The following is a 26,297-nucleotide window of genomic DNA, read 5'->3' on the forward strand; positions in this document are numbered from 1 at the left end:
GCAGCGCTCCGAGGGTCAACTTATGGACAGGTCGCGGAGCAGCGCAGTAGCAGATCAGTAACCCGCAGCCCGCACGAGGCGGATTAACACCAGGTCACGGAGGTATTGCGGTGAGTGAGTTCATCTACACGATGAAGAAGGTGCGTAAGGCGCACGGCGACAAGGTCATTCTCGACGACGTGACGATGTCGTTCTACCCCGGCGCCAAGATCGGCGTCGTCGGTCCGAACGGCGCGGGCAAGTCGTCGATCCTCAAGATCATGGCCGGCCTGGACCAGCCGTCGAACGGCGAGGCCTTCCTGGACCCGGAGGCCACCGTCGGCATCCTGATGCAGGAGCCCCAGCTCGACGAGAGCAAGACGGTCAAGGAGAACGTCGAGGACGGCCTCGGCCAGACGATGGTCAACCTCCGTCGGTACAACGAGGTCGCCGAGCTCATGGCCACCGACTACAGCGACGAGCTGATGGAGGAGATGGGCAAGCTGCAGGAGCAGCTGGACGCCGTCGACGCCTGGGATGTGGACTCGCAGATCGAGCAGGCGATGGACGCGCTGCGCTGCCCGCCGGGCGACTCGACCGTCGAGCACCTCTCCGGCGGTGAGAAGCGCCGCGTGGCGCTGTGCAAGCTGCTGCTCAGCAAGCCCGACCTGCTGCTCCTCGACGAGCCCACCAACCACCTGGACGCCGAGTCCGTCCTGTGGCTCGAGCAGCACCTCGCGAGCTACCCGGGCGCCGTCCTGGCCGTGACCCACGACCGGTACTTCCTCGACCATGTCGCGCAGTGGATCTGCGAGGTCGACCGCGGCAAGCTGCACCCGTACGAGGGCAACTACTCCACGTACCTGGAGAAGAAGGCCGAGCGGCTCGAGGTGCAGGGGAAGAAGGATCAGAAGCTGCAGAAGCGCCTTAAGGAGGAGCTCGCCTGGGTCCGTTCCGGTGCCAAGGCCCGGCAGACCAAGAACAAGGCCCGTCTCGAGCGCTACGACGAGATGGCCGCGGAGGCCGAGAAGCACCGCAAGCTCGATTTCGAGGAGATCCAGATCCCCACGCCGCCGCGGCTGGGCAACGTGGTCGTCGAGGTGAAGAACCTGGACAAGGGCTTCGACGGGCGAGTCCTGATCAAGGACCTGAGCTTCACGCTGCCGCGCAACGGCATCGTCGGCGTGATCGGCCCCAACGGCGTCGGCAAGACCACGCTGTTCAAGACCATCGTCGGCCTGGAGTCCCCGGATTCGGGCGACGTCAAGGTGGGCGAGACGGTCAAGCTGAGCTACGTCGACCAGAACCGCGCCAACATCGACCCGAAGAAGACCGTCTTCCAGGTGGTCTCCGACGGCCTCGACTACATCACCGTCGGTCAGAACGAGATGCCGGCCCGCGCCTACGTGAGCGCCTTCGGCTTCAAGGGCCCGGACCAGCAGAAGCCCTCGGAGGTGCTCTCGGGCGGTGAGCGCAACCGCCTGAACCTGGCGCTCACCCTCAAGGAGGGCGGCAACCTGATCCTCCTCGACGAGCCGACCAACGACCTCGACGTCGAGACTCTCTCGAGCCTGGAGAACGCACTGGAGCAGTTCCCCGGCTGCGCCGTGGTGATCTCCCACGACCGCTGGTTCCTGGATCGCACCTGCACCCACATCCTGGCGTGGGAGGGCAACGTCGAAGAGGGCCAGTGGTTCTGGTTCGAGGGCAACTTCGAGGCCTACGAGGCGAACAAGGTCGAGCGTCTGGGCGCCGAGGCGGCGCGCCCGCACGCGGTGACGCACCGCAAGCTCACCCGCGACTGAGTCCCCGCTCCCGCGAACGACGACGCCCCCGGCCCAGCGCCGGGGGCGTCGTCGTTCATTACTCGCCCGTAGCCCCCACCCCGGACGTAGTGTGGTGCCCGGAGCTCACTGGCTCCGTCACACCTTGGCAACGGCGCCGCGTGCTGACCCCGCATTTTGGCGTGCCGCTGTCACGATCCCCGCAGGAGGAGCACGCCCGTGGCGCAGTCCGCGATCGATCCGTCCGTCTTCACCGGTGCCTCATCCGTTGTGGCCGCGCAGCCGCCCGGAAAGTCACCGTCGGACTTCTTGACCTGGCTCTCGGAGGACAACGCGCGCGTCCTCGGGACCCGGGTCGACGGTGTCGGCACCGGCGTCCTGGCCGAGCCCGACGCCAAGCTCCAGGCCGTGATCGACGCCATCCCGACGCCCGAACCGGGGAACATCTCCATCGTCGAACTCGCGCAGCCCGTGGGCGACGCGGCGGGTTCGCCGAGCCTCCTGGCGGTCTCGCCGTCGGACGGCGGCCCCGCTCAGCTGTACGCCATGGCGCTGACCGTGCTGGGCCTGCACCACAACGTCTTCGGCATCCCGATGGTGGGGGCGAAGATCGAGCGGGTCCTCGCCCGCATCGGCGTCGACCGCGCCGACCCCGCGAACCAGCGCCTGCTCGAGTACATCCAGACCTTCCCACGGCTGCGCCTGGTCGTGGCCGACGAGGACGAGTTGGCCCGGGTCTTCGGTGGCCTGCGCAACCTGGGCGACGAGGACCTCGCGCTGTTCCTCCGCACCGACCGGCTCGCCCGGTTCGCCACGGCGCTGGTGTACCTGCCACGCGACCGCTACACCTCGCGCGCCCGCGGCGTTCTCATCGACGTCCTCGAATCGGAGACGGGGATGCGGGTGGACCGCTTCACCGCCCGTGTCACCGAATCGGCCATCGCGCGCATCCAGTTCGTTCTGCTCCCGCGCGACGAGGCCGCAGTGCCGGTCTTCCACGCCGAGGACGAGGCGCGCATCCGGGCCCGGCTCGGCGACGTGAGCCGTACCTGGGACGAGGACGTCCTCTCCGCGGCCGCCGCAGCGGGCGCCGACACGGCGACCCTCGCGGCGTACCTGCCGGGCATCTCGCCGAACTACAAGGAGGACCAGACCCCCGAGGTCGCGCTCCTCGACATCCGGCGCATCGCCGCACTGCCCGCCGAGGGCACCGATCTCGTCTTCTACGACCCGCCGGAGGGACGCGGCGCCAACCTCGGCTTCACGATGTACATGACGGGCGGGCAGGTCACGCTCTCGGAGGTGCTGCCGGTGCTGCAGTCCCTCGGCGTGGACGTGCTCGACGAGCGGCCGTACACCGTGCGCCGGCCCGACGGCGTGGTGTGCTCGGTCTACGACTTCGGCCTGCGGGTCTCGCCGGTGCTGCGGGCGACCGCCGCCGAGGGCGTCTCCGAGGCGGACCTGCCTGCGCACCTGGCGACGCTGCGCGGCCTGGCCAGCGGCGGCGCCGCGGCGGTCTGGCGCGGAGATGCCGAGGTCGATCGGTTCAACGAGCTGATCTTCGCCTTCGGGCTGGACTGGCGCCGCGTCGCGCTGCTGCGTGCCATCGGCCAGTACCTGCGCCAGTGCGGTTTTCCGTACAGCCCCGGGCACATGGCGCAGGTGCTCCTGGAGCACCGCGACGCCGTGCTCGCGCTGGTGCGGCTGTGGACCGCGACTTTCGATCCGATCTCCGCCGATGCGGACGCCGCCGCCACCGCGGAGGCCGACCTGGAGTCCGCGTTCGCGGCGGTCACCAGCCTCGATGCGGACCGGATCCTCCGCGCGTACCTGCACGTCGTGCAGGCGGCCGTGCGCACGAACTTCTACGCCGACAAGCCGGTCATCTCGATCAAGCTCGAACCGGGCCGCATCCCGGAGGCGCCGAAGCCGCGTCCGCGCTTCGAGATCTTCGTCTACTCGCCCCGGGTCGAGGGCGTGCACCTGCGCTTCGGCATGGTCGCGCGCGGCGGTCTGCGCTGGTCGGATCGCCGGGAGGACTTCCGCACCGAGGTCCTCGGCCTGGTCAAGGCGCAGGCGGTGAAGAACGCCGTCATCGTGCCGGTGGGGGCCAAGGGCGGCTTCGTGGTCAAGCAACCGCCCGCGCTCACGGGCGACGCCGCTGCCGACCGCGACGCGCAGCGCGCCGAAGGCGTCGCCTGCTACCGCATGTTCATCTCGGGCCTGCTCGACGTGACCGACAACCTCGGTCCCGACGGCGCGGTGCTCCCGCCCGAGCGCGTGGTGCGCCGCGACGCCGACGACACCTACCTCGTGGTGGCCGCCGACAAGGGCACCGCCTCGTTCTCCGACATCGCCAACGACGTGGCAGCGGGCTACGGCTTCTGGCTCGGCGACGCCTTCGCCTCCGGCGGCTCGGAGGGCTACGACCACAAGGGCATGGGCATCACGGCCCGCGGCGCGTGGGAGTCCGTGAAGATGCACTTCCGCGAGATGGGCATCGACACCCAGGCCGAGGACTTCACGACGGTCGGCGTGGGCGACATGAGCGGCGACGTCTTCGGCAACGGCATGCTGCTCTCCGAGCACATCCGCCTGGTCGCGGCGTTCGACCACCGCGACATCTTCCTCGACCCGAACCCCGATGCGGCCGTCGGCTTCGCGGAGCGCCGGCGCCTGTTCGACCTGCCACGGTCGTCGTGGAAGGACTACGACAGCAGCAAGATCAGCGAGGGCGGAGGCGTCTACAGCCGCGACGCGAAGTCGGTGCCGATCAGCCCGCAGGTCCGCGCCGCGCTCGGCCTCGCCGACGGGATCACCGAGATGACCCCGCCCGAGCTCATGCGGGCGGTGCTGCTGGCCCCCGTCGACCTGCTGTGGAACGGCGGCATCGGGACGTACATCAAGGCCTCGTCGGAGGGCAACGGTGACGTGGGCGACCGCGCCAACGACGCGATCCGCGTGGACGGCAACCAGGTGCGCGCCAAGGTCGTCGGCGAGGGCGGCAACCTGGGTGTCACCGCCCTCGGGCGGATCGAGTTCGACCGCAGCGGCGGCCGGATCAACACCGACGCGATGGACAACTCGGCCGGCGTGGACTGCTCCGACCACGAGGTCAACATCAAGATCCTGTTGGACCGGCAGATCGCCGCGGGCGCGATCCCCGAGGCCGAGCGGCACGATCTGCTCGTCTCGATGACGGACGATGTCTCGCGACTCGTGCTCGCGGACAACGTCTCGCAGAACACCGCACTGTCCGTGGAACGCTCGCTGGCGCCGAAGATGGTGGACGTGCACGCGCGGATCCTCGCGGACCTGTCCCGCAACCGCGGCGTCGACCTCCGCCTGGAGGCGCTCCCGACGCGCAAGGAGACGGATCGCCTGCAGGCCGCCGGCCTGGGCCTGAGCTCGCCGGAGCTATGCAACCTCATGGCGCACGTCAAGCTGGCGGTCAAGGACGACGTGCTCGCCAGCGACCTACCCGACAACGACGTGCTCGCGGCGCGGCTGCCGGACTACTTCCCCGACCACCTGCGCGAGCGCGCCGCGGAGGCCGTCTTCCAGCATCCGCTGCGCCGGGAGATCGTCACCACCCAGGCGGTGAACGAGCTCGTCGACAACGCGGGCGTGAGCTTCGTCTACCGGCTGCAGGAGGAGACCGGGGCTGCGGCGCCCGACGCCGTGCGTGCTTTCGTGGCCGTGAGCCGGGTGTTCGGGCTTCCCGAGACGTGGGCGGCGATCAGGGCACTGCCGACCTCGGCCGCGGAGTCGGCCGCACTGCTCGCGGAGAGCCGTCGTGTGCTCGACCGGGGCGCGCGCTGGATGCTCACCAACCGGCCGCAGCCGATCGCGATCGGCGCCGAGGTCAACCGGTACGCGGACCGCATCGCGGCGATGACGGCCGCGATGCCGGACTGGGATATCCAGTACGACGCGCACGCCTGCCGCGCCGCGGATCACGCCCGCGAGGCGGGGGTTCCCGATGATCTGGCGTACGCCGTCAGCCGCGCCCTGTACCGGTTCAGCCTGCTGGACGTGGTGGACATCGCCGACATCACCGAGCGCGAGGACGACGAGGTGGGCCGCCTGTACTTCGCGCTCATGCAGCATCTGCGGGTCGACAGGATGCTCGGCGCGGTCGCGGAGCTGCCGCGCGGGGACCGGTGGAGCGAGATGGCGCGACTGGCCCTGCGCGACGACCTCTACGGGGCGCTGCGCGCGCTCACCGTCGAGGTGCTCAACTTCACCGAGCCCGATGAGCCCGCAACGCAGAAGATCGGGGACTGGGCATCGCACCACGCGCAGCGGCTCGAGCGGGTCGGCGCGCTGCTCGCCGAGATCCTCGATCCTGTGGACGGCGCGGCGGTCGGCGCGAACGACGAGTCGCGACTGTCGGTCGCGACCCGCGCGCTGCGGTCGCTGCTGCGGCACGTGGGCTAGCTCGCGGGGTGCGGGGACGGCGGCGCCCGGCGGTGGTCGGCTAGCGTTGAGGACGTGACCGATTACAGCTTCACCGCCGCGGGCGTGACGGGCGTGCGCTCCGTGAACGCCGACGGCGCTCCCGTCCTGACGGTGCCGGTGGACGTGCGCTGGTCCGATATGGACGTCTACCAGCACATCAACAACGCCCGGATGGTGACGCTGCTGGAGGAGGCGCGCATCCCGCTGCTCTTCGCGCCCGACGCCCCCACCCGCGACCTGCTCGACGGGCTGCTGCTGGCCAAGCTCGAGGTGGAGTACCGCGGGCAACTGCGGCACCAGGATTCGCCGCTGCAGATCACACTGTGGACCTCCGCGGTACGGGCGGCGGACTTCGTGGTGCACCACGAGGTGCGTCCCGCCGGCGCCGCGCTCGACACCGCCCCGGCGGTGATCGCGCAGGTCCGGCTGGCGGCCTTCGATGTGGGGGAGCAGCGCGTCCGGCGCCTGTCGGGGGAGCAGCGCGACTACGTGAAGTCCTTCTCCCGGTGAGCGATCGACGTTTGACGGTGGCGGGCGCGGGGCCGCGCTCGAATCTCGCGGCCTTCGTCACCCGGCTGCTCCGCACCGACGACTCGGCGGTGATCCGCGTGCGTCGCCGCGATGAGGCGCACGTCGAGGTCTGGGGCAGGACCGGATTCGGGGTCCTGGCGGTGCGAGTGCTCAGCGGGGCCGTCGCACCGGAGTCGCTCGTGTGCGGTGCGGCGTCCGTCCTGGACTCGCTGCGCCTGGCACCGTCGGACGAGGGCGGTTACGTGGACGTGGGCTTCGCCCTGGACTCGGCGTGGCGCGGGGCACTGCCGCCCGCGACCGGTTTCGAGCACCTCGACGACGTGCCCGCGCAGGCGCTGCGTGCCGTCGCGGCCCGGGGCGTCGAGGTCGGCCGGGAGGCCGGCGGCCCGGCGGGTCCGCCGGCCTCGCTGCTGGACTCCGAGGTGGTCAGCGTGGCCTCCGGGGACACCACGGTGCCGATCAGCCTGCGCACCGCGTTCGCCCTGGAGGCCATGGGCTTCGCCGCCGACGGTGCCGACGAGCCCGTCCGGATCTCCGCGTCCGCGACGTGGGTCCGGATCGACGCCCGGTTCGGCTCGCTGTACCAGCGGCGCGAATCCGGTCCGGGGCTACTGGTCTGAGTCGTCCGGGGCTGCGGCCCCGGCGCGCGTGGTCTCGGACAGCGCCCCCTCGCCCTGCGCCGCCCCGGCCCGGGCGGCGAAGAGCATTGCCGTGCGGTTCTGCTGTGCGAGGCGGCGCAGGGTCTGCAGGACCCGGTCGGACAGCACGGTCCCGACGATCGCGGTACGCAGTGCCTGCGCGTCGTCGCCGGTGAGGGTCTCGAGATCGGTGGCGGCGATCCGCTCCGCCGCGTCCGCCCACCCGTCGAGGGTCGCGGTGGTGCCCACGTCGCAGGTCTCCGTCAGCGCCTTGAGCTGGGCTCCGAGCTGGGGGAGCAGCACGTCGCCGTCCTGGATCCGCCAGCCGCGATGCTCGATGAACGCGGCCGCGGCGGCGGTCCAGTCCGGGTCCTCGTCGAAATCCGTGCCCTCCGTGAGCGCCTCCTGTGCGACCCCGAGCAGTTCCGTGCGCGGCACCGTCGGGCTGTCGAGGGCGTCAAGGACGCTGCGGACCCGGGCCAGCGACAGGCCGCCGGACTCGACGAGCGCGCGGATGAGGCGCACACGGTCGACGTGCGCGGGGCCGTACTCGGCCTGCGTGCGGGTGATCGTCTCGCCGGGGCGCAGGAGCGACTCGCGCAGGTAGTACTTCAGCGACGCCGTACTGACGCCCGTCTCAGCGGACAACTCGGACAAACGCATGTATCGATCTTGACATGGATAGTAAAACTCTCCAATATGGGTAGCGGCACTATCCAATTAAGATCCGGCGGAGAGGGACCCATGAACCACGATCTTCAGACCGACACCCACGACGGTGATCTGGTCGTCTTCCTGCTGGGCATGCGCCCCCGGCGGACCTGGAGGCTGGGGCAGTCCGCGTTCGTCGCGCGATCGCTGCGCCGGATGCTGTCCGAGATCGAGCGTGACCGCGAGCGCGGCGGCGCCCTGGGGTACCTGGGTGGATTCAAGGCGATCGCGCCGGGCGGGCCCCTGCTGGTGCAGTACTGGCGCAGCTTCGCCGAGCTCGAGAGCTATTCGCACTCGACCGACTTCACGCACCGGCCGGCCTGGTTGGAGTTCTACAAGATGGCCCACGGTCAGGGACGTTCGACCGTCGGCATCTGGCATGAGACCTACCGCGTGCCCGCCGGGGCGCACGAGTCGATCTACGCGGACCTGTCCGCGCCGGTCGGCCTCGCCGCGGCCGTCGGGTCGCAGCCCTTAGCCCGACGGGGCCGCACCTCCCGGGAGCGGATCGGGGCCTGAGCGGGCCCGTGCGACGGATTCGGGCCGGCGCTCAGGCCAGCCAGCATGCCGCATCCGGCGGCAGCTTGCCGTCGACCAGGGTGGCGCTCGACAGGATCACCTCGTCACCGGGCAGTTCGACGGGCCGGTCCGAGGCGTTGAGCACGCACGTCAGGTTCCCACCGACGCGCCGGAAGGCGAGAAGCCCCGGCCGCGGGGCGCCGTACCATTCGATCGCGTCGCCGCGGAACTCCGGGCGCATGCGGCGGAGCTCGATCGCCGTGCGGTACAGCGTGAGCGTCGAATCGAGGTCCTCGAGCTCGGCCTCGGCGGTGAGGTCCTTCCAGTCGTCCGGCATGGGCAGCCAGGTGTCCGGATTCGTCGAGAAGCCGTAGGGCGGCAGTGCGCCCTGCCACGGCAGGGGCACCCGGCACCCGTCGCGGCCGCGCTCGGTGTGCCCGGAGCGCTCCCACGTCGGGTCCTGCAGCACCTCGTCGGGAAGGTCGACGTTGGGCAGGCCCAGCTCGGACCCGTTGTAGAGGAAGACGGTGCCCGGCAGTGCCAGCTCCACCAGGATCATCGCCCGCGCGCGGGCGATGCCCGCCGCGCCGCCGCCGAATCGCGTGACCTCACGCGGCACGTCGTGGTTGGAGAGCGTCCACGTGGGGATGCCGTTCACCGACTCCACCGCGATCAGCGAGTTGTCGATCGCCTCGCGGATCTCCCGTGCGTCCCAGTGCGCCTCGGCGAGCCGGAAGTTGAACCCCAGATGCAGTTCGTCGGGCCGGATGTACTCGGCGAACCGGTCGTTGTCCTTGACCCAGATCTCACCGACGGTGACGCGACCGGGGAATTCGTCCATCACCTGGCGGATGCGCCGGTGGATGGCGTGCACCCCGGCGTTGTTGAAGCGCAGGTCGTTCTCGTCGTTGTCCATGATCTGGTTGTTTGCCAGGTCCATGTCCGGCAGGCCCGCGGGCTTCGCCATGCCGTGCGCCACGTCGATGCGGAAACCGTCGACGCCGCGATTGAGCCAGAAGCGCAGGGTCTGCGCCAGGTCCTGGAAGACGTCCTCGTTGTCCCAGTTCAGGTCTGGCTGCTCCGGTGCGAAGATGTGCAGGTACCACTGCCCGGGCGTGCCGTCGGCCTCGGTCACCCGATGCCAGGCCGGACCGCCGAAGATGCTGGGCCAGTTGTTCGGCGGCTCGTCGCCGTTGGGGCCGCGGCCGTCGCGGAAGACGTACCGGGCGCGCTCCGGGCTGCCCGGACCCGCGGCCAACGCGGCCTGGAACCAGGGGTGCTGATCGGACGTGTGGTTCGGCACCAGGTCCATGGTGACGCGGATGCGGTGGGCGTGCGCCGCCGCGATCAGCTCGTCCATATCGGCGAGGGTGCCGAACAGCGGGTCGATGTCGCGCGGATCCGAGACGTCGTAGCCGTGATCGGCCATCGGCGAGCGCATCACCGGAGACAGCCACAGGGCGTCCACACCGAGCAGCTCGAGGTAGCCGAGGCGGTCGATCACCCCGCGCAGATCTCCGACGCCGTCGCCGTTCGCATCGGAGAACGACCGCGGATACACCTGGTAGAAGATCGCGTCCTTCCACCACGGTGCGTCGGTGTAGCGGGGCGTGTGGACGGGTGGCGTCATCTCACTCCTGTTCAAGCGCCCATGGGGGTGTTCACGAGCATCTGTGCGGCCATCTCACAGTAGGCCCTGAGCTGTTGCTTGCGGTCGGGGCTCATCCGCGCGTCGTCGATCGAGGCGATCGCCACATCCATGCACCGCAGCCAGGCGTCGCGCTCGAGCTCGGTGATCCGGAAGGGCACGTGCCGCATCCGCAGCCGCGGATGCCCGCGTTGCTCCGAGTAGGTGCGCGGTCCGCCCCAGTACTGCTCGAAGAACATCCGCAGCCGCACCTCGGCGGGACCCAGATCCTCCTCGGGGTACAGGGGGCGCAGCACATCGTCGTGCGCGACCTCCTGGTAGAAGCGGTGGATCAACTCCGCGAAGGTGTCCGCGCCGCCGACGGCGTCGTAGAAGCTCTGCTGGTCCGGCGTGCTCACCGGTCCATTCTCCCACGACGCGGCGGGGACCCCGGCGGCGGCGCCGCCCCGTCCGAACTATGGTCGACCGGGTGAGCGACGGGACGGCGGGCGGTGTGGACGAGGCACTCCGTCGGGAGCGGGACCGCGTCGAGGACCTCACGCAGGAGCTCGAGCGGACGCGGAGCGCCCTGTCGATGTTCCAGGCGATCGCCGAGTCCGCCACCGACCTGATCTACGTCAAGGACCTCGCCGGCCGGTACGTCTACGTCAACGACGTGGTCGCGCGGCTCTACGACGTGCGAGCCGACGAGTTCGTCGGCAGGGACGACAGGCAGATGTTCGACGCGGCGGCCGCGGCCGAGTTGCGCGAGGCCGACCGCGCGATCATGCGCAGCGGCGTCCCCCGCGAGCTCGAGGAGTGGACGACCGTCGACGGACGGGCACGCCGGTTCCAGTCCACCAAGTCGCCGTACCGCGATGCCTCGGGCCGGGTCGTGGGGCTCATCGGCGTCTCGCGCGATGACACCGACACCCGCAGCACCGCCGAGGAGATCGCGCGCTTGCGGGCGCTGCAGGAGGGCGCGGCGGGATCGCTGCCGCGCGGCGTCGGCGACCACATCACCATCCGCACGCTCCAGGCCATTGCGGACGCGGCGCCGGACTCGGTGTACGTCAAGGACCGCGACGGGCGGTTCATCTTCCTCAACCGCGCCGCGCAGCGGGTCTTGCAGGCGGGGGACCGGCCACTCGGTGAGGTGCTCGGCGGTACCGACGCCGACTTCATGGATCCGGTCGCGGCGGCGCGCATCATGGAGACGGACCGCGCGGTGATGGATACGGGGGTCGCCCAGGAGATCGACGAGTCCGCCGAGGTCGACGGTCGCCGGGTCACCGTCCGCTCGCTCAAAGCGCCCTACCGCGACGAGGCGGGTCGGGTGATCGGCCTCGTCGGCATCTCGCGCGACGTCACGACGACACGGCTGATCGAGGCCCGGCTGCTGCGCGCGGAGGCGCGCTGGCAGTTCGCGCTCGACACCGTCGGGGAGGGCATCTGGGACTGGGACATCGCGGCCCACGAGGTCTACTACTCGCCGCGCTGGAAGCGCATGCTCGGCTACTCCGACGACGAGATCGGGGACACGACCCTCGAGTGGGAGCGTCGCGTGCACCCCGACGACCTCGAGACCGCGCTGCGCGCGATGAACCGCCACATGCGCGGCGAGACCGCCGAGTACCACTGCGAGCACCGGATCCGAACCCGCTCCGGTGAGTACATGTGGGTCCGCGCCCGGGGGCGGATCATCGAGCGCGCCGGCGACGGCACGATCGTGCGGATCATCGGCAGCCAGACCGACATCACGGATGAGCGCACCGAGCGCCGCGCGCTCGAGGACGCGGCGCAGGAGCTCGGCAGGCTCGCCGAGGTCGACGAGCTCACCGGTATCGCGAACCGGCGCGGGCTCGGGCGCGCGCTCGACGCGGCGTGGAGCGCGGCGGCCCAGGACGGCGGCATGGTCCACCTCGCGCTCATCGACGTGGACGGCTTCAAGACCTACAACGACAGCCACGGCCGGCGACGTGGCCCTGCGCGACTTCGCGGGCGTCCTCGCCCGGATCCCGGCCCGGCGCGGCGAGATCGCCGCACGGTACGGCGGCGACGAGCTCGCGCTGCTCCTGCTCGGCGACGTCGACCTCGCGGAGGTGCTCGAATCGGTGCGCCGCGAGGTACTCGCGCTCGGCCTCACCCACGACGGTGCCCGACCCGTCTCCGTCAGCATCGGCGGCGTCTCCCTCGACGCCGCGACCACCGATCCCGAGATCCTGCTCCGTGAGGCGGACCGTCGGCTGTACCGCGCGAAGGCGGCGGGCCGCAACACCGTCGTCACGGAGTAGGTCACCTCGCGTTCACCGGCTATCCGCCGATTCGCCTCGGGAAATGCGCGGAAATCACCGTGCGGACCGCTCGAGTCCGTGGTGCACTACTAGAGGCGAAAGGGCCCCGGCCGTCCCGGTGGGGCCGCGCGAGGGTGAGGAGTGTCGATGAAGCGATCGCACGGCGCGGGTCGATCCGCGACCACGACGTTCGCCGACGACTCCTCTTCCGCCGCCGGCGCTGTCTGGGGCAAGCGCCGAGTGCTGCTGCTCAACGCCACGTACGAGCCGCTCACCGCGATATCGATGCGCAGGGCGATAGTCCTGATGCTGAGGGACAGGGCCGACGTGGTCCACGACGATCCGAACGGTCCGCTGGTGCATTCAGCGGACCGTTCGCTGTCTGTGCCGTCGGTGATCCGGTTGCGGACGTACGTCCGGGTGCCTTACCGGGCCCAGGTGCCGATGACGCGGGCGGCGCTGATGCACCGCGATCGCTTCCGCTGCGGCTACTGCGGCGGCAAGGCCGACACCATCGACCACGTGCAGCCCCGGTCCCGCGGCGGCGGCCACGGATGGGAGAACTGTGTCGCGTGCTGCGCCTCCTGCAACCATCGCAAGGCCGATCGGCTGCTGTCCGAAATCGGCTGGACGCTGCGCACCGAGCCGCGGGCGCCCCAGGGGCGTCACTGGCGGCTGCTGTCCACGCTCAAGGAGGTCGACCCGATGTGGAGTCGGTATCTCGACCTGGATGCGGCATAGGCTAAGTTGTTCACTGATCGACCAGCGCGTCTCGGGCGTTGGCGCAGACAGGAAAGGGGCCCACAGTGAGCTTGCTCAACATCGTCGGTGGGATCACCGTCGTGGCGACGATCGTGATCGTCGTCCTGTGTGTCATCTCGATGGCCACCGGCCGCAACGAGAAGTACCAGCAGCCGGGCGAGTACAAGCTCGGCGAGCCGTGGACCCGCGAGCCCATGCTGTTCAGCGCGGTCGACGAGGCTCCGGTGGGCCCGCACGGCGCCCATCACGGCGACCATGACAACGAGAACCTGATCGGGGGTGCCGCTCGTGGCAAGTGGTGATCACGCGCAGACCATCGCCGTTCCGCAGGGCGAGCTGCCCATCGGTACGGCCATCACGTCGAGCGGCCGGATCTCCGCCGCACGCCAGGCGAGCGACAGCCCCGCCAATCCGCCGTTCTCGCGTGAGGAGCTCATCGGCCTCGACGAGGCCCTGATCCGCGCCACGCGCGACGCCGGCGCCCGGTTCTCCGTGTACATCGGCGACCTGGGTGACGATGCGCACGCCGGTGCCGAGGCGGTGCTCCGTCAGGCTCCCGAGCCCGAGTACGCGGCGCTCATCGCCGTCTCGCCGAACACGCGCGACATCGTGGTCCTCACCGGCAGCGGTGTGGCCGACCGTCTGGGCGACAAGGTCGCGCAGCTCGGCGTCACCGCCGCGATCCCGCCCTTCCAGGCCGGCGACCTCATCGACGGCCTCATCGCGGCGCTGCGCGTCATGGCCTCGGCCGTGAAGCCGCCGACGGCGTAGCCCGCACGACCCGGAGCCCCGGATCGCCCTCGTGGCGGTCCGGGGCTCCGTCGTTCTCATCCGTCGTTCGGCGGGCGGCGTCTCATCGGCCGCGGTTGATCCTCCGGTCTTCGGCGACGGTCATCAGGACCACCTTCGTATCGTCGGTGAGCCCGCGCCAGCGGTGCAGGAGGCCCGCGGTGATGTAGAGGCTGTCGCCCGGGTGCAGCTCCTCCACCTCGGGCGGTTCCCCGACGGTCACCACCGCGGTTCCCGCGACCACGTACATGATCTCGTCGTGCGGGTGGCGGAAGTCGCGGTCGTCGTCGGCGCGGCCCGTGAATTCGAGTGCCCGCAGGGCGCGGCGACCGTGGACCAGTGACCGCACCCGTACGGTGTCGTCCGACGGTGCGCCCTCGCCGACGATCAGCGCGGGGTCACCGGCGCGGCAGACCGCAGCGTCGTCTGCGTCGGCCCGGGCCAACAGGTCGGTCGCGGTCGTGGACAGGGCGTCGGCGATCGACTGCAGCGACCGGAGACTGGTGTTGGTCCGGCCGTTCTCCAGCTGACTCAGGAACGACGGGGAGAGTCCGGTGCGCGCCGAGACCGCGGCGAGGGTCAATCCCTGCTCGGCACGGGCCGCGCGGATCACCCCGCCCAGCTGCTCCGAATCGACCGTTCGGCCCCGCTGCTCCGTCATGTCCCTCCCTGCTTCCCGCTCACGTGCCTGCCCTCGGTGACCAGGATTGGCATCACGTCGAGCGAAACCCCGGCGAGAGCTGGCGTACTGAAACTTCGCCGTTATTGAATATTCAGTGACTCCGCCGCAACACCGCTGCGGCTGAATATTCAGCACTCCTGCCCCTTGATCCTATGAGGTGACCCGTGGAACAGAACACTCTCAAGCGACGTGGTGCCGGCCTCATCGGCCGGGACGCCGAGCGATCGGCCGGCGGCTACACGCTGTACGCGCCGCTGAGCGGCGACGGAACGGTCCATCTGGTGGACGAGGAAGGCACCGAGGTGCACCGGTGGAACCTGCCGCACCGCCCCGGCCGGCACGCGCGACTCCTCGCCGACGGCAGCCTCGCCTACAACGGGAACCTCGTCGGTAGCGGGGAAGCGCCGGCATTGTTCGACATGTGGCGCAAGTACAGCGGCGGCTCGATGGCTCGCTACGACCGCGACGGGAACCTGCTCTCCGAGGTCGTCGACCCGTTGCAGCACCACGACGCGCACCATCTCGACGACGGCCGCATCCTCTACGCCGCGCTCGAACCGCTCACCGGTAACCGCGCACGCGCGGTCCGCGGCGGCCACCCCGGTACCGAGGCCGCCGGATCGGACGGGACGCCGACCGTCTACGCCGACACCATCAAGGAGGTCGGGCCCGACGGTGAGCTGCTGTGGTCCTGGAACGCCTTCGACCACCTCGACGTCCGCGACTTCCCGCTGCAGCCGCACTACTGGCGCGAGCACTGGCCGCTGATCAACAGCGTGCAGCCGCTCGGGGACGACGCCGTGGTCGCCAGCTTGCGCAGCGTGTCCGCGGTCGTCGTGATCGACCGTGCGACGGGCGGCGTCCGCACCGTCGCAGGCCCGGAGACCGTGGCGCAGCAGCACCACGTCACGCCGCTCGAGAACGGCGGGCTCCTGGTCTTCGACAACGGAACCTTCCGGCACGGGGAGTCCGTGACCTACAGCCGCGTGATCGAGGTCGATCCCGCGGACGGCTCGATCGTCTGGCAGTACGCCGACAGCCCGCGCGAGGCCTTCTTCACGCCCTTCATGGGAGGCGCGCAGCGACTGTGGAACGGCAACACCCTGATCACCGAAGCGGCGTTCGGCCGGCTGTTCGAGGTCACGGCCGAGGGCCGGGTGGTGTGGGAGTTCGTGGTCCCGCAGTTCTCCGCCTACCCCGATCCGGCCACGCGCGAGGTGTTCCCCGCCGTTGGCAACGCGGTCTTCCGCGCCTACCGGTACCCGGCGGAGCAGGTCCGGGCCTGGGGACTCGCGTGACGCCCGCGGAGAGCACCGTCGACGATGCCGTGGTGTCCGGACCGTCCCCGGTCGATGAGCGCCTCGGCTGGCGGCTGACACTGCCGATGGCGGCGCAGCACGTCGTGGTGATGATCGCCGGCCCGATCGCGACCGTCTTCCTGATCGGCGGCACGCTGCACCTACCGGAGGCGACGGTTCGCGCGCTGCTGTGCGCAACGCTCCTCGCCTGCGGTGTCGGCACGATCCTGCAGTCCGTGGGCCTACCGGGCTGGGCCGGCCTGGGCGCGCGGCTGCCGTTCGTGATGCTGCCCGGCGGGGCCGCGGTGGTGCTGTTCCTGCAGATCGCCACAGCGTCGGGTCCGGCGACGGCGACCGGCGCGGTGCTGCTGACCGCCGCGCTCGGTCTCGTCCTGGCGCCGTTCGCGGGGCGGATCGTGCGGTTCGTCCCGCCGGTCGTGATCGCGACGATGATCGTGGTGATCGGGGTCAACCTGGTGAAGGTGGCGGCCGGACTGATCGCGGGTGACGCGGGAAAGCCGGGCACGGCCGCGATCGGCCTGGCCGCGGCGACGATCGGGGCCACCGTATTGCTGCAGCGGGTCCTGCCCGCGGGCTGGCGGCGCGGCTCGGTGCTGCTCGGGATGGCCGTGGGCACCGCACTGGCCGCCGCGACCGGGCACCTGACCCTGCGCCACGCCGCGGGCCTGCTGCAACTGCCCGAGCCGTTCCCGTTCGGCACGCCCCGGTTCGACCTGCTCGCGGCCGTCCCGCTGCTGATCTTCGGGATCGTGTCGATGGCGGAGGCCACCGGCCAGACAGTGCTCAACGCCCAGGTCGTGGGCGCGCAGATCGACACGGGCCGAACGGTGGGCCGCGTGATCCGGACCGACGCGATCACCTCGCTGCTCGCGGGCCTGTTCGGTGGGCAGACGATGATCACGAGTGGTGAGAACATCGGCATCGTTCGCGCCACCGGGGTGCGCAGCAGATACGTCACCGCCGCCGCCGGACTGCTGCTCGTGGCGATGGCCTTCTTCGCCCCAATGGGCACCCTCATCGCCTCACTGCCCGGTCCCGTGATCGGCGGCACCGCGGCCTACGTCTTCGCGATGATCGTGGTGACCGGCCTGCGGATGCTCGGCTCGCTGGACCTCGCGGACGACCGGATCTTCGTCGCCGCCGTCGCCGGCCTGACCGCGGGACTGCTGCCGATCCTCGGGCCCGGTCTCTACCAGGGGTTCCCGCAGGCCCTCCGACTCGTCCTCTCGAGCGGCGTCACCATGTGCGCGGTGGTCGGGATCATCGCGGCGGCGACGCGGCCGCGTCGCCGCTAGAGCTCCGTGCTCGCGAACTCGCGCGCCTCGGCGTACAGCTCGGTGGCCTCCTCCGGGGTGTCCACCTGCGGTGCGGATCCGAGCAGGGGTTGTGTCGCCGTCTCCCGCATGGCGACGACGGCGATCAGGCCGACGATGCCGCTGATGATGAGGTAGAAACCGGGGACCAGGTCGTTCTTCGTGGCATCCACGAGCGCCGAGGTGATCAGCGGAGTCGTGCCGCCGAACGCCGAGACCGCCACGTTGAAGCCCAGGCCGAGCGCGCCGTACCGGACTGCGGTGGGGAACAGCGCCGGCAGGGTCGAGGCGGTGGGGGCGGCGAAGCAGGCCAGCACGGCGCCGAAGACGATGCAGGCGACGATCGGGCCCCAGAGGGAGCCGTGGCGCAGCAGCCAGAAGGCGGGCACCGCGATCACGATCTGCACGATCGCGGCGGTGGCGAAGATCGCCCTGCGGCCCACGATATCGCTGAGGTGACCCATGAGCAGGATCAGCACCACCACGACCAGCATCGCGAGCAGCACCAGCATGTCCGACGTGAGCTGGCTGCGGTGCGCCACCTCGGTCAGATAGGTGGGCAGGTACGCGGTGATCATGTAGTTCGTGACGTTGTAGAGGATCACCAGGCCCATGCACACCAGCAGCGGTCGCCAGAGCTTGGTGACGATCGTGAGGAGCTCGTGCTGCGGCGTCTCCACGGCCTTGAGCGCGCTCTCGTGCGCGTCCAACTGCGCCTGGAAGGCGGGCGTGTCCTCGAGCTTGAGTCGCAGGTACAGGCCGATCAGCCCCATCGGGCCGGCGATGAAGAACGGGATGCGCCAGCCCCAGGAGAGCATGTCGGCCTCCGAGAGCGTCGCGTTGAGGATCGTGACCAGCAGGGAGGCGCAGGAGTAGCCGATGAAGGTGCCGAAATCGAGCCAGCTGCCCAGGAAGCCGCGGCGCTTGTCGGGCGAGTACTCGGCGATGAAGGTGGTTGCGCCGCCGTACTCGCCGCCGGTGGAGAAGCCCTGCACGAGGCGTGCGCACAGGAGCAGGATCGGCGCCCATACCCCGATCGCGGCGTACGACGGGATGATGCCGACGGCGAAGGTGCCGATCGACATCATGATCATGGTGGCGGCGAGGACCTTCTGCCGGCCGACGCGATCGCCCATCAACCCGAAGACGATGCCGCCCAGCGGCCGCACGAAGAACGCCGCGGCGAAGGTGGCGAAGGTCGCGAGCAGCTGACCGGTGTGGGAGAGACCCTCGAAGAAGACCTTGCCGAGCGTGGTGGCGAGGTAGGCGTACACGCCGAAGTCGAACCACTCCATCATGTTGCCCAGCGCCGCCGCGGTGATCGCCCGCTTGAGCATCGGCTGATCGACGACGGTGATGGACTCCTCGGTGAGCGGGGGCTTCCGCCGGAAGAGTCTCGCCAGGGTGCGGCGGCGCGACGAGCGAACGCTCTCCGCGCCCCAGCCGGCTATGTGCAGTTCGCCCGATTCTGTTCGCGTCCTGTCCATTTCTTCACGCTAACAAGATCCCCTAACTATGAGGCGTGGGGTGCGGAACGGCGGACGGTTTGCGCCGGTATGGGGTGGTATCGAGGCGCGCTCAGTCGAGAATGTCCCCGTCGACGTAGAACCACCGTCCGCCCTCGCGCACGAATCGGGACCGCTCGTGCAGCACCCCGAGCTCCCCGTCGACGAGATAGGTCGCCCGGAACTCCACGACGCTGTTCTCGTCGGTCTCGGCCCCGTCGACGGTGTCGACGATCTGCAGGCCGCGCCAGCGCACGTCCTCGTCGAGCTCGAGATCCGCCGGGCGGGTGCTCGGGTGCCACGACGCGAGGAGCCAGGCCGCGTCGCCGTCCCGGAAGGCGGCGAATCGGGAGCGCATGAGCGCTTCGGCGGTCTCCGGGATGTGGTGCGCGTCCATTCGTGCAGCGTACGGCGATGGTCATCACGTTGTGCACGGCGCCCGATCGTGTTCTGATCGAATCAAAGTATTGAAGTTTCAATGAATGGACACGGTATGAACCTCAACCGGACGATCCGCAACGCCGTCGCCGCAGTGCTCACCGTCGGCGCGCTCGTGCTCGGCGTCGCCGCGCAGGCGAGCGCAGCCCCGTCGACGCCGAAGGAGGTGGTCACCGCGTTCTACACCGAGGGCTTCGTGCAGCGCGACATCGCCGGCGCAGCGCAGCGCTACATCGGCGACCACTACATCCAGCACAATCCGGGCGTCGCCGACGGCCGGGACGCCTTCGTCGCCGCACTCGGACCCGTCGTGAAGGACCCGAAGTACAGCACCTCCATCGTGCGCGTCGTGGCGGACGGCGATGTCGTGGTCGTGTACGCGAAGTCGGTCTACGACGGCAAGGCGCAGGCGGTCGCGGACATCTTCCGCGTCGCGAACGGCAAGATCGTCGAGCACTGGGACGTGATCCAGGACGACCCGGGCCGCACGGCGAGCGGTCACCCGTTCATCAGCTGACCGACGAGACGACGCGGCCCCGGGATCGAATCGATCCCGGGGCCGCGTCGTGCCGGGTCAGCCCCGGTCGAAGGCGCGTGCCGCGAGCGAACGGACGATGCCCGCGCGGCCCTCGAGGACCAGGCGGCGCAGTGCCGACGGGTGCTCGCCCGCGAGCCACGCGTCCGCGGCGGCCACGGCCTCGTCGGAGATGTCCCACGACGGGTACAGGCCCACGACGACGGTCTGCGCGACCTCGGAGGAGCGACGGCCCCACACCTCGTCGATCGACGCGAAGTACCGCGCCGTGAACGGTGCCAGCAGCTCGCCCTGGCCCGGCTGGGCGATGCCGGCGGAGATCGCGCGGGTCAGCGTGTTGGACAGCGAGTCGTCGCCGAAGACCTTCTCCCACGCCTCCTCCTTGATCCGGCCGTCCGGCCGCGCGGCCAGCGCGGCGGCCGCGGAACGCTCACCGGCGGCGGTCGGGTCGCGCAGCACCTCGGCGTCGATCTCCTCGGCGCCGGCGGCACCGGCGCGGGCCAGGGCCGTCAGCAGGCGCCACCGCAGATCGGTGTCGACGGTGAGCCCGTCCAGGCCGACGGTGGCGGGCTCGGCACCGTCGTACAGCGCGCGCAGGGCCTCGACCTCGGTGCGACCCAGTGCCGACGCCGCCAGGGCGTTGACGAAGGCGAGCTGGAAGTCGGAGCCGGCCTCGGCCTCGCGGGCCAGGCGCAGCAGGCCCGACGCGAGCCGCTCGCGGCCCTCGGCGGCGGCCCACGCCGGATCGGCGTAGGACTCGACGGCCGTCTGCGCCTGCAGCACGACGCGCTGCACCACACCCACCTCGGTCTCGGCGCCGATGCCGCCGAGCACCAGCTCGACGAAGTCCCTGGCCTTCATCTCCGCCTGGCGCGTCATCTCCCACGCGGCGGACCAGCCCAGGGTGCGGGGGAGCGACTCGGCGATGTCGGCGATCCGGTTCGTGACCGTCGCGAGCGAGACCGGGTCCAGCCGCACCGAGCAGTAGGTGAGGTCGTCGTCGTTGATGAGCACCAGCTCACCGCGGTGCGCGCCGACGAGTTCGGGCACGTCGGTGCGCTCACCCGCGACGTCCAGCTCGACGCGCTGCGTGCGCACCAGCTTGCCGTCCTGATCGGCGTAGACGCCCACGGCCAGGCGATGCGTGCGGAGCTCGCCCGCGCCGGGCTGCGCGCCCTCCTGGATGATGGTGAAGCGGGTGAAGTTCCCGGCCTCGTCGACCTCGAAGTCCGGCCGCAGGATGTTGATGCCGGTGGTCTTGAGCCACTGGGCACCCCAGTCGGACAGGTCGCGGCCCGACGAGGCCTCCAGTGCGCGCAGGAGGTCGTCGAAGGTGGCGTTGCCGAACTTGTGCTCGACGAAGTACGTGCGCAGGCCGGCCAGGAAGGGCTCGAGCCCCACGTAGGCCACGAGCTGCTTGAGCACGGATGCGCCCTTGGCGTAGGTGATCCCGTCGAAGTTGACCTCCACGGCCTGCAGGTCGGGGATGTCGGCGGCCACGGGGTGCGTCGACGGGAGCTGGTCCTGCCGGTAGGCCCACGACTTCTCGACGTTCGCGAAGGTGGTCCACGCGGAGGTGTACTCGGTGGCCTCGGCCTGGCTGAGGACGGAGGCGAAGGTCGCGAAGGACTCGTTCAGCCACAGGTCGTCCCACCAGCGCATGGTGACCAGGTCACCGAACCACATGTGCGCCATCTCGTGCAGTACCGTCTCGCAGCGCCGCTCGTAGAGGTAGCGCGTGACCTTCGAACGGAAGACGTAGTCCTCGAGGAAGGTGACGGCGCCGGCGTTCTCCATGGCACCCGCGTTGAACTCCGGCACGAACAGCTGGTCGTACTTACCGAAGGCGTAGGGAATGCCGAAGTTCTTGTGGTAGAAGCCGAAACCCTGTTTGGTCTCGGTGAAGAGGCGCTCGGCGTCCATGTGCTCCGCGAGGCTCGCGCGGCAGAACAGGCGCAGGTCGATCGTGCCGTGCTCGTCGGCGTAGGCGTCCTTCCACACCGCGTACGGCCCGGCGATGAGTGCCACCAGGTAGGTCGACATCGGCTCCGTCGTGACGAAGGTCCAGCGGTGCGCACCGGTCGGCAGCGGCTCGCGGGTCGCCTCCGCGCCGCCCGTCACCACGGTCCAGGACGACGGTGCCGTGACGCTTACGTCGAAGACGGCCTTGAGATCCGGCTGATCGAAGCACGCGAACATGCGCTTGGCGTCCGCCGTCTCGAACTGGGAGTACAGGTACACCGCGGAGTCGGTCGGGTCGACGAACCGGTGCAGGCCCTCGCCGGTGTTGGAGTAGAAGAACCGGCCGGAGATCACGAGCTCGTTCTCGGCGGCGAGGCCGTGCAGGGCGAGCCCGCCCTCCTCGGTGTAGCCCGAGGTGTCGACGGGGCGGCCGTTGAGCGTCGCGGTGATGCCGCTCGCGATGAGGTCGATGAAGGTCTCCGCGCCCGGCGTCGCCGTGAAGGTGATCGTCGTGGTCGACCCGAAGGTCTTCTCGCCGGGGGCGTCCGCCCCGTCGGTGAGGTCGAGGTCGATGGCGTAGCGCGAGACGGCGACGATCGCGGCGCGCTCAGCGGCCTGGACCCGGGTGAGATTGGGCGCGGACAAAGGTGACGCTCCTTCATTGGCTCGAGGACACGGTGCCGGGCGGACCGGCTCGACCCGTCCCACAATGCCACCCGCCGGTGCGTCGCGCCCGCGCGGGAAGCAGATCGCCGTGCGCGGCGTTGCAGTCAGGAGCAGGATCTACATCGAACGCCCCGTCCCACGAGCAGGAGCCGCAGTGACCGAGACCGCCCCGTCCATCGCCAAGGATCGCGTCGAATTCTGGTTCGACCCGCTGTGCCCGTGGTGTTGGATCACCTCGCGCTGGATCCTCGAGGTCGAGCAGGTGCGCGACATCGACGTGCAGTTCCACGTGATGAGCCTCGCCGTCCTCAACGAGGGCCGGGAGAACCTGCCCGAGATCTATCAGGAGCTGATGAAGACGGCGTGGGGTCCCGTGCGCGTGCTCATCGCCGCCGCGCAGCGCCACGGTGACGAGGTGCTGCCGAAGCTGTACACCGCCATGGGCACTCGGATCCACAACCAGCAGAACAAGGATCTCGCCGTCGTGATCGCCGAATCGCTCGCCGAGACCGGCCTGGAGTCGGACCTCGCGGCCGCCGCGAACAGCACCGACTTCGACGCGGCGCTGCGCGAGAGCCACCACGCAGGCATGGACAAGGTGGGTGACGACGTGGGAACCCCGACCATCCACGTCAACGGCACCGCCTTCTTCGGTCCCGTGCTCTCCCGCATCCCGCGCGGCGACGACGCCGGGCGCGTCTGGGACGGCGCGGTGCTGCTCGCGAGCTATCCGCACTTCTACGAGCTCAAGCGTTCCCGCAACGAGGAGCCCTCGTTCGACTGAGCCCACACGGAGAGAACCCCGCCGACGGATCGGCGGGGTTCTTCTGTACGGAGGCTCAGGAGCCGGTGGGGCCGTTCGGCGGCGTACCCGGGGTTCCGGGCCGGTCGTCGGAGTTCGGGCCGGGCTGTGCGCCGCTCTCGTCCTGCGAGAGCTGGTGGCGCTGCGCGTAGTAGCCGCCCTCCGGATAGCTCTGGGCCTGGCCGCCCTGCTGATGCTGCTGGCCCGGGTGCGCCTGCTGCGCGGGCTGACCCGAGTGGCCGGGCTGTGCGGGCGGATACGTGGCTGACGGGCCGTGGGCGAGGAACCCGTGCGCGACGGGAGCCTGCGGCGCCGCGCCGGGCGCGGGGGCCAGCACCTCCTGCTGGGTGTACGTGGGCATCGGGCCCGCCGGCACCACGGCGCCGCCGCCCACGCCGCGCATCGGTCCGCTGGGCGCGAACCACAGCGAGCCGGCCTTCGTGCGGTTGCGCAGCGCGGCCGCACGCCAGGTGAGGACGGGGTGCGATGCGGTGAGGTTCACCAGCCAGGTGAAGAAGCCCTTGTCCGTGGACGCGCGGTCGGCCAGCTGGTCGAAGTCGACCTCCTTGCCGAGGTACTTGCCCGCGCCGAGGACGCCCATGCCGCCGGGAGTGCCCGAGGGCTGGTTGAAGTAGCCGTAGTTGTCGGCGGTGTACTCCTGCGAACGCGACAGCGCGGCGCCGATCACCGGGAGGTAGCCCATTGCGAACGAGGCGATCTGGCGCCAGTACGAGACGTGGCCGGCGGCGATGTGCCCCACCTCGTGGCCGATGATGTAGGCGAGGGCGTCCGGATCGCGCGCCTCGCCGCCGATCTCGAACAGATCGCTGTAGACCACCACGAAGCGACGGAAACCGTGCCCGGACGCGAAGGCGTTGATCTGGCCGTTCCCGATCACGACGAAGGCGTCGGGGACTTCGCGCATGCCGTACCGCGCGGCCGCCTCGCGCACCATCCGGTACCCCTCGGGGAACTGCGTGGGCGTCATCTGCACGCCCTGGACGCGCGGCGATGCCCAGGTCAGGCCTCGGACCACCCAGATGAGGATCGGCGCGACCAGGGCGATCAGCATGTACTGGTTGACGACGCCCAGCGCGGCCAGCACGAGTGAACCGCCGTAGATGAGCACGGTCACCAGGATCACGACGACCAGCAGCGGGATCTCCCACGGATGGCGCCGGGGAGCACCGGCGTAGGCCGGAGGCTGCAGCACCGGGGCACCCGGCCCCGCGGGGCCGCCGGGGAAGTGTCCGGAGGGGAAGTGCGCCCCCTGGAAGTGGCCGGTGGGGAACTGCGGACCGCCGGGCTGCCCGGAACCACCGAGGCCCGCCGTGACCGACGCGTCGTGAGCGCCGAGCTCGGGGAGTGCGTGGTGCGCCCCCGACAGATGCTGCTCGGTCGGGAAGTCCGTGGCCGGGATGGCGGAGGTCGCGGCGTCGGAGGGCGACGGGGCCTGCGCGGCGACGGTGTCCTCCGGCTGCACGACCGGGAAGAAGCCGGTGCTCGGCATCGTGGTCTCGTCTGGCCCGGTGCTGAAGGCTCCGCTGCGGGCGGACTCGGTGGGGGAGGAGTCGCCCTGCGGCTCCTGGCCCGGTGTCTGCTCGGTGCTGTCATCCATGCCATCGAATGTAGGCTGTGCCGCCTTCAGATGCTCGCGCGGCGCGTGTCAGACTTGTCCCATGCGCGTTTACCTCGGCGGCGACCACGCCGGATTCGAACTGAAGTCCCAGATCATCGAGCACCTGACGGCGGGCGGCCACGAGGTCGTCGACTGCGGCGCCCACACCTACGACGCCCTCGACGACTACCCCGCGTTCTGCATCGATGCGGCCAAGCGGGTCGTCGCCGACCCGGGCAGCCTCGGCATCGTGCTCGGCGGCAGCGGCAACGGCGAGCAGATCGCGGCGAACAAGGTGCCCGGCGCCCGCTGTGCCCTCGCCTGGAGCGTCGAGACGGCACAGCTCGCACGCCAGCACAACAACGCGCAGCTCATCGGCATCGGTGGTCGCATGCACAGCAAGGAGGAGGCGCTCGCGATCGTCGACGCCTTCCTGTCGACCCCGTGGTCGGACGAGGAGCGCCACCAGCGCCGCATCGACATCCTCTCGGAGTACGAGCGCACGGGCGTCGCCCCCGCCGTGCCCGGTACGCCGGAGGCTTAGACCCGTGCCGGAGGGACACACCCTCCGCCGACTCGCCCTCGCCCACGACGCACTGTTCGCGGGCGAGGGCGTGTCCGTCTCGAGCCCGCAGGGCAGGTTCGCGCCGGAGGCGAAGCGGCTCGACGGCCGCGTCTTCGAGCGCGCCGACTCCTGGGGCAAGCACCTGTGGCACCGGTACTCGGGCGGTGCGATCGTGCACATCCACCTGGGCCTGTACGGCGCCTTCACCGACTTCGGCCTGCTCGACGGTGTCCCGCCCGCGCCGGTGGGCCAGGTCCGGATGCGCATCGTCGGGCCGCGCGGCGGGACCGACCTGCGCGGCCCCACGGCGTGCGAGCTCGTCACGGAGGAGCAGGTCGACGGGGTGCTGGCGCGCCTCGGGCCCGACCCGCTGCGGGCCGACTCCGATCCCGAGGACGCGTGGCGGCGCATCGCGCGGTCGCGCCGCCCGATCGGCGCGCTGCTGATGGACCAGAAGGTCATGGCCGGGGTCGGGAACGTCTACCGTGCCGAGGTCCTCTTCCGCGCGGGCATCGACCCGCACCGCGAGGGCCGTGACGTCTCCCGCACCGAGTTCGACGGGATCTGGGCCGACCTGGTGGCCCTCATGCCGATCGGCGTCGAGCGCGGACGCATGCACGTGGTGCGGTCGGAACACGACCACGGCGCACCGTCGTACGCCGAGGACCGGCCCCGGACCTACGTCTACCGGCGTGCCGGCGATCCGTGCCGGGTCTGCGGAACGCCCGTGCGGACCGAGGTCATGGAGGCGCGGAACCTCTACTGGTGCCCCACCTGTCAGAGCTGACGAGCCTGTT

The 26,297-nt window shown here is 70.5% G+C and carries 22 protein-coding genes and 1 pseudogene; 15 read left to right on the top strand and 8 right to left on the bottom strand.

All coding sequences use genetic code 11. The annotated features are described in order from the left end of the window. Positions 1–110: 110 nt before the first annotated feature. The 4 genes from ettA to FK268_RS22560 all read left to right on the top strand — a co-directional run bounded on the left by ettA (position 111) and on the right by FK268_RS22560 (position 7,375). A complete protein-coding gene (ettA, locus tag FK268_RS22545; protein ID WP_146437697.1) occupies positions 111–1,784 on the top strand; it encodes an energy-dependent translational throttle protein EttA in 1,674 nt (557 codons plus the stop codon). Positions 1,785–1,982: 198 nt separating this feature from the next. Further along, a complete protein-coding gene (locus tag FK268_RS22550) occupies positions 1,983–6,203 on the top strand; it encodes an NAD-glutamate dehydrogenase (protein WP_146437698.1) in 4,221 nt (1,406 codons plus the stop codon). An 84-nt stretch (positions 6,204–6,287) separates the two neighbouring features. Continuing rightward, positions 6,288–6,734, top strand: coding sequence for an acyl-CoA thioesterase (locus FK268_RS22555; RefSeq protein WP_438696014.1), 447 nt, complete (start codon positions 6,288–6,290; stop codon positions 6,732–6,734). Further along, on the top strand, positions 6,731–7,375 hold the full coding sequence (locus FK268_RS22560) for a DUF8185 domain-containing protein (protein WP_146437700.1): 645 nt from the start codon (positions 6,731–6,733) through the stop codon (positions 7,373–7,375). The genes FK268_RS22555 and FK268_RS22560 overlap by 4 nt, the downstream gene beginning before the upstream one ends. Here FK268_RS22560 and FK268_RS22565 read toward each other — a convergent pair. Next, on the bottom strand, positions 7,364–8,056 hold the full coding sequence (locus FK268_RS22565; RefSeq protein WP_146437701.1) for a MerR family transcriptional regulator: 693 nt from the start codon (positions 8,054–8,056) through the stop codon (positions 7,364–7,366). The two genes, FK268_RS22560 and FK268_RS22565, sit on opposite strands and share 12 nt — an antisense overlap. 81 nt (positions 8,057–8,137) lie before the next feature. Here FK268_RS22565 and FK268_RS22570 point away from each other — a divergent pair, with 81 nt between their 5' ends. Further along, positions 8,138–8,623: a DUF4188 domain-containing protein gene (locus FK268_RS22570; protein WP_158636200.1), complete on the top strand. Its 486-nt coding sequence runs from the start codon at positions 8,138–8,140 to the stop codon at positions 8,621–8,623. A 31-nt stretch (positions 8,624–8,654) separates the two neighbouring features. On the opposite strand, the gene FK268_RS22575 is transcribed toward FK268_RS22570, so the two are convergent. Both FK268_RS22575 and FK268_RS22580 read right to left on the bottom strand, forming a co-directional pair. Then, the gene (locus tag FK268_RS22575) at positions 8,655–10,253 is read right to left on the bottom strand and encodes a glycoside hydrolase family 13 protein (protein ID WP_146437703.1); all 1,599 of its coding nucleotides are present in this window, start codon (positions 10,251–10,253) and stop codon (positions 8,655–8,657) included. Between the two features lie 11 nt (positions 10,254–10,264). Then, the gene (locus FK268_RS22580; RefSeq protein ID WP_146437704.1) at positions 10,265–10,669 is read right to left on the bottom strand and encodes a globin; all 405 of its coding nucleotides are present in this window, start codon (positions 10,667–10,669) and stop codon (positions 10,265–10,267) included. Between the two features lie 176 nt (positions 10,670–10,845). On the opposite strand from FK268_RS22580, the gene FK268_RS22585 reads away from it, so the two are divergent. The 4 genes from FK268_RS22585 (at position 10,846) to FK268_RS22600 (ending at position 14,077) form a co-directional block, all read left to right on the top strand. After that, on the top strand, positions 10,846–12,483 hold the full coding sequence (locus tag FK268_RS22585) for a PAS domain-containing protein (RefSeq protein WP_368732153.1): 1,638 nt from the start codon (positions 10,846–10,848) through the stop codon (positions 12,481–12,483). A 208-nt stretch (positions 12,484–12,691) separates the two neighbouring features. Continuing rightward, the gene (locus FK268_RS22590) at positions 12,692–13,285 is read left to right on the top strand and encodes an HNH endonuclease (protein WP_146437706.1); all 594 of its coding nucleotides are present in this window, start codon (positions 12,692–12,694) and stop codon (positions 13,283–13,285) included. 65 nt (positions 13,286–13,350) lie between these two features. Continuing rightward, positions 13,351–13,608, top strand: a complete 258-nt coding sequence (gene ctaJ / locus FK268_RS22595) for an aa3-type cytochrome oxidase subunit CtaJ (protein ID WP_068526454.1) — start codon at positions 13,351–13,353, stop codon at positions 13,606–13,608. Further along, entirely contained in the window at positions 13,595–14,077 is a 483-nt protein-coding gene (locus FK268_RS22600; RefSeq protein WP_146437707.1) for a DUF5130 domain-containing protein, read from the top strand. The genes ctaJ and FK268_RS22600 overlap by 14 nt, the downstream gene beginning before the upstream one ends. An 82-nt stretch (positions 14,078–14,159) precedes the next feature. Here the strand turns inward: FK268_RS22600 and FK268_RS22605 are convergent, their stop codons facing one another. Then, positions 14,160–14,756: a helix-turn-helix domain-containing protein gene (locus tag FK268_RS22605; protein ID WP_146437708.1), complete on the bottom strand. Its 597-nt coding sequence runs from the start codon at positions 14,754–14,756 to the stop codon at positions 14,160–14,162. Between the two features lie 185 nt (positions 14,757–14,941). On the opposite strand from FK268_RS22605, the gene FK268_RS22610 reads away from it, so the two are divergent. Together FK268_RS22610 and FK268_RS22615 are read left to right on the top strand one after the other, a co-directional pair. Next, a complete protein-coding gene (locus FK268_RS22610; protein WP_146437709.1) occupies positions 14,942–16,075 on the top strand; it encodes an aryl-sulfate sulfotransferase in 1,134 nt (377 codons plus the stop codon). Next, a complete protein-coding gene (locus FK268_RS22615) occupies positions 16,072–17,391 on the top strand; it encodes a uracil-xanthine permease family protein (RefSeq protein ID WP_146437710.1) in 1,320 nt (439 codons plus the stop codon). The genes FK268_RS22610 and FK268_RS22615 overlap by 4 nt, the downstream gene beginning before the upstream one ends. On the opposite strand, the gene FK268_RS22620 is transcribed toward FK268_RS22615, so the two are convergent. Both FK268_RS22620 and FK268_RS22625 read right to left on the bottom strand, forming a co-directional pair. Beyond that, on the bottom strand, positions 17,388–18,896 hold the full coding sequence (locus tag FK268_RS22620; RefSeq protein ID WP_146437711.1) for an MFS transporter: 1,509 nt from the start codon (positions 18,894–18,896) through the stop codon (positions 17,388–17,390). The two genes, FK268_RS22615 and FK268_RS22620, sit on opposite strands and share 4 nt — an antisense overlap. A gap of 91 nt (positions 18,897–18,987) precedes the next feature. Further along, on the bottom strand, positions 18,988–19,311 hold the full coding sequence (locus FK268_RS22625; protein WP_231707230.1) for a YchJ family protein: 324 nt from the start codon (positions 19,309–19,311) through the stop codon (positions 18,988–18,990). A 96-nt stretch (positions 19,312–19,407) separates the two neighbouring features. Between FK268_RS22625 and FK268_RS22630 the strand changes: the two genes are divergently transcribed. Then, positions 19,408–19,869 (top strand): nuclear transport factor 2 family protein, encoded by a 462-nt coding sequence (locus FK268_RS22630; protein ID WP_158636202.1) that lies wholly within the window; start codon positions 19,408–19,410, stop codon positions 19,867–19,869. A 57-nt stretch (positions 19,870–19,926) separates the two neighbouring features. Here the strand turns inward: FK268_RS22630 and pepN are convergent, their stop codons facing one another. Beyond that, positions 19,927–22,494 (bottom strand): aminopeptidase N, encoded by a 2,568-nt coding sequence (gene pepN / locus FK268_RS22635; protein ID WP_146437713.1) that lies wholly within the window; start codon positions 22,492–22,494, stop codon positions 19,927–19,929. A gap of 175 nt (positions 22,495–22,669) precedes the next feature. On the opposite strand from pepN, the gene FK268_RS22640 reads away from it, so the two are divergent. Continuing rightward, entirely contained in the window at positions 22,670–23,299 is a 630-nt protein-coding gene (locus tag FK268_RS22640; protein ID WP_269434246.1) for a mycothiol-dependent nitroreductase Rv2466c family protein, read from the top strand. 262 nt (positions 23,300–23,561) lie between these two features. Here FK268_RS22640 and FK268_RS25150 read toward each other — a convergent pair. Then, positions 23,562–24,530, bottom strand: a pseudogene (locus FK268_RS25150) (M48 family metallopeptidase); the annotation flags it as partial. A 466-nt stretch (positions 24,531–24,996) separates the two neighbouring features. Here FK268_RS25150 and FK268_RS22650 point away from each other — a divergent pair. Both FK268_RS22650 and FK268_RS22655 read left to right on the top strand, forming a co-directional pair. Next, positions 24,997–25,479, top strand: coding sequence for a ribose-5-phosphate isomerase (locus tag FK268_RS22650; protein ID WP_146437715.1), 483 nt, complete (start codon positions 24,997–24,999; stop codon positions 25,477–25,479). Between the two features lie 4 nt (positions 25,480–25,483). Continuing rightward, entirely contained in the window at positions 25,484–26,287 is an 804-nt protein-coding gene (locus tag FK268_RS22655; RefSeq protein ID WP_146437716.1) for an Fpg/Nei family DNA glycosylase, read from the top strand. The last annotated feature ends 10 nt before the right edge of the window (positions 26,288–26,297 follow it).

This window comes from Tsukamurella sputi (assembly GCF_007858445.1).
Classification (GTDB): Bacteria; Actinomycetota; Actinomycetes; order Mycobacteriales; family Mycobacteriaceae; genus Tsukamurella; species Tsukamurella sputi.

Bases quoted from the DNA above. Each gene is read 5' to 3' on its own strand.
- FK268_RS22605 (WP_146437708.1), bottom strand. From the start codon at position 14,756: ATGACGGAGCAGCGGGGCCGAACGGTCGATTCGGAGCAGCTGGGCGGG.
- FK268_RS22650 (WP_146437715.1), top strand. From the start codon at position 24,997: ATGCGCGTTTACCTCGGCGGCGACCACGCCGGATTCGAACTGAAGTCC.
- FK268_RS22575 (WP_146437703.1), bottom strand. From the start codon at position 10,253: ATGACGCCACCCGTCCACACGCCCCGCTACACCGACGCACCGTGGTGG.
- FK268_RS22625 (WP_231707230.1), bottom strand. From the start codon at position 19,311: ATGGACGCGCACCACATCCCGGAGACCGCCGAAGCGCTCATGCGCTCC.
- FK268_RS22585 (WP_368732153.1), top strand. From the start codon at position 10,846: ATGTTCCAGGCGATCGCCGAGTCCGCCACCGACCTGATCTACGTCAAG.
- FK268_RS22620 (WP_146437711.1), bottom strand. From the start codon at position 18,896: ATGGACAGGACGCGAACAGAATCGGGCGAACTGCACATAGCCGGCTGG.
- FK268_RS22590 (WP_146437706.1), top strand. From the start codon at position 12,692: ATGAAGCGATCGCACGGCGCGGGTCGATCCGCGACCACGACGTTCGCC.
- FK268_RS22565 (WP_146437701.1), bottom strand. From the start codon at position 8,056: ATGCGTTTGTCCGAGTTGTCCGCTGAGACGGGCGTCAGTACGGCGTCG.
- FK268_RS22570 (WP_158636200.1), top strand. From the start codon at position 8,138: ATGAACCACGATCTTCAGACCGACACCCACGACGGTGATCTGGTCGTC.
- FK268_RS22630 (WP_158636202.1), top strand. From the start codon at position 19,408: ATGAACCTCAACCGGACGATCCGCAACGCCGTCGCCGCAGTGCTCACC.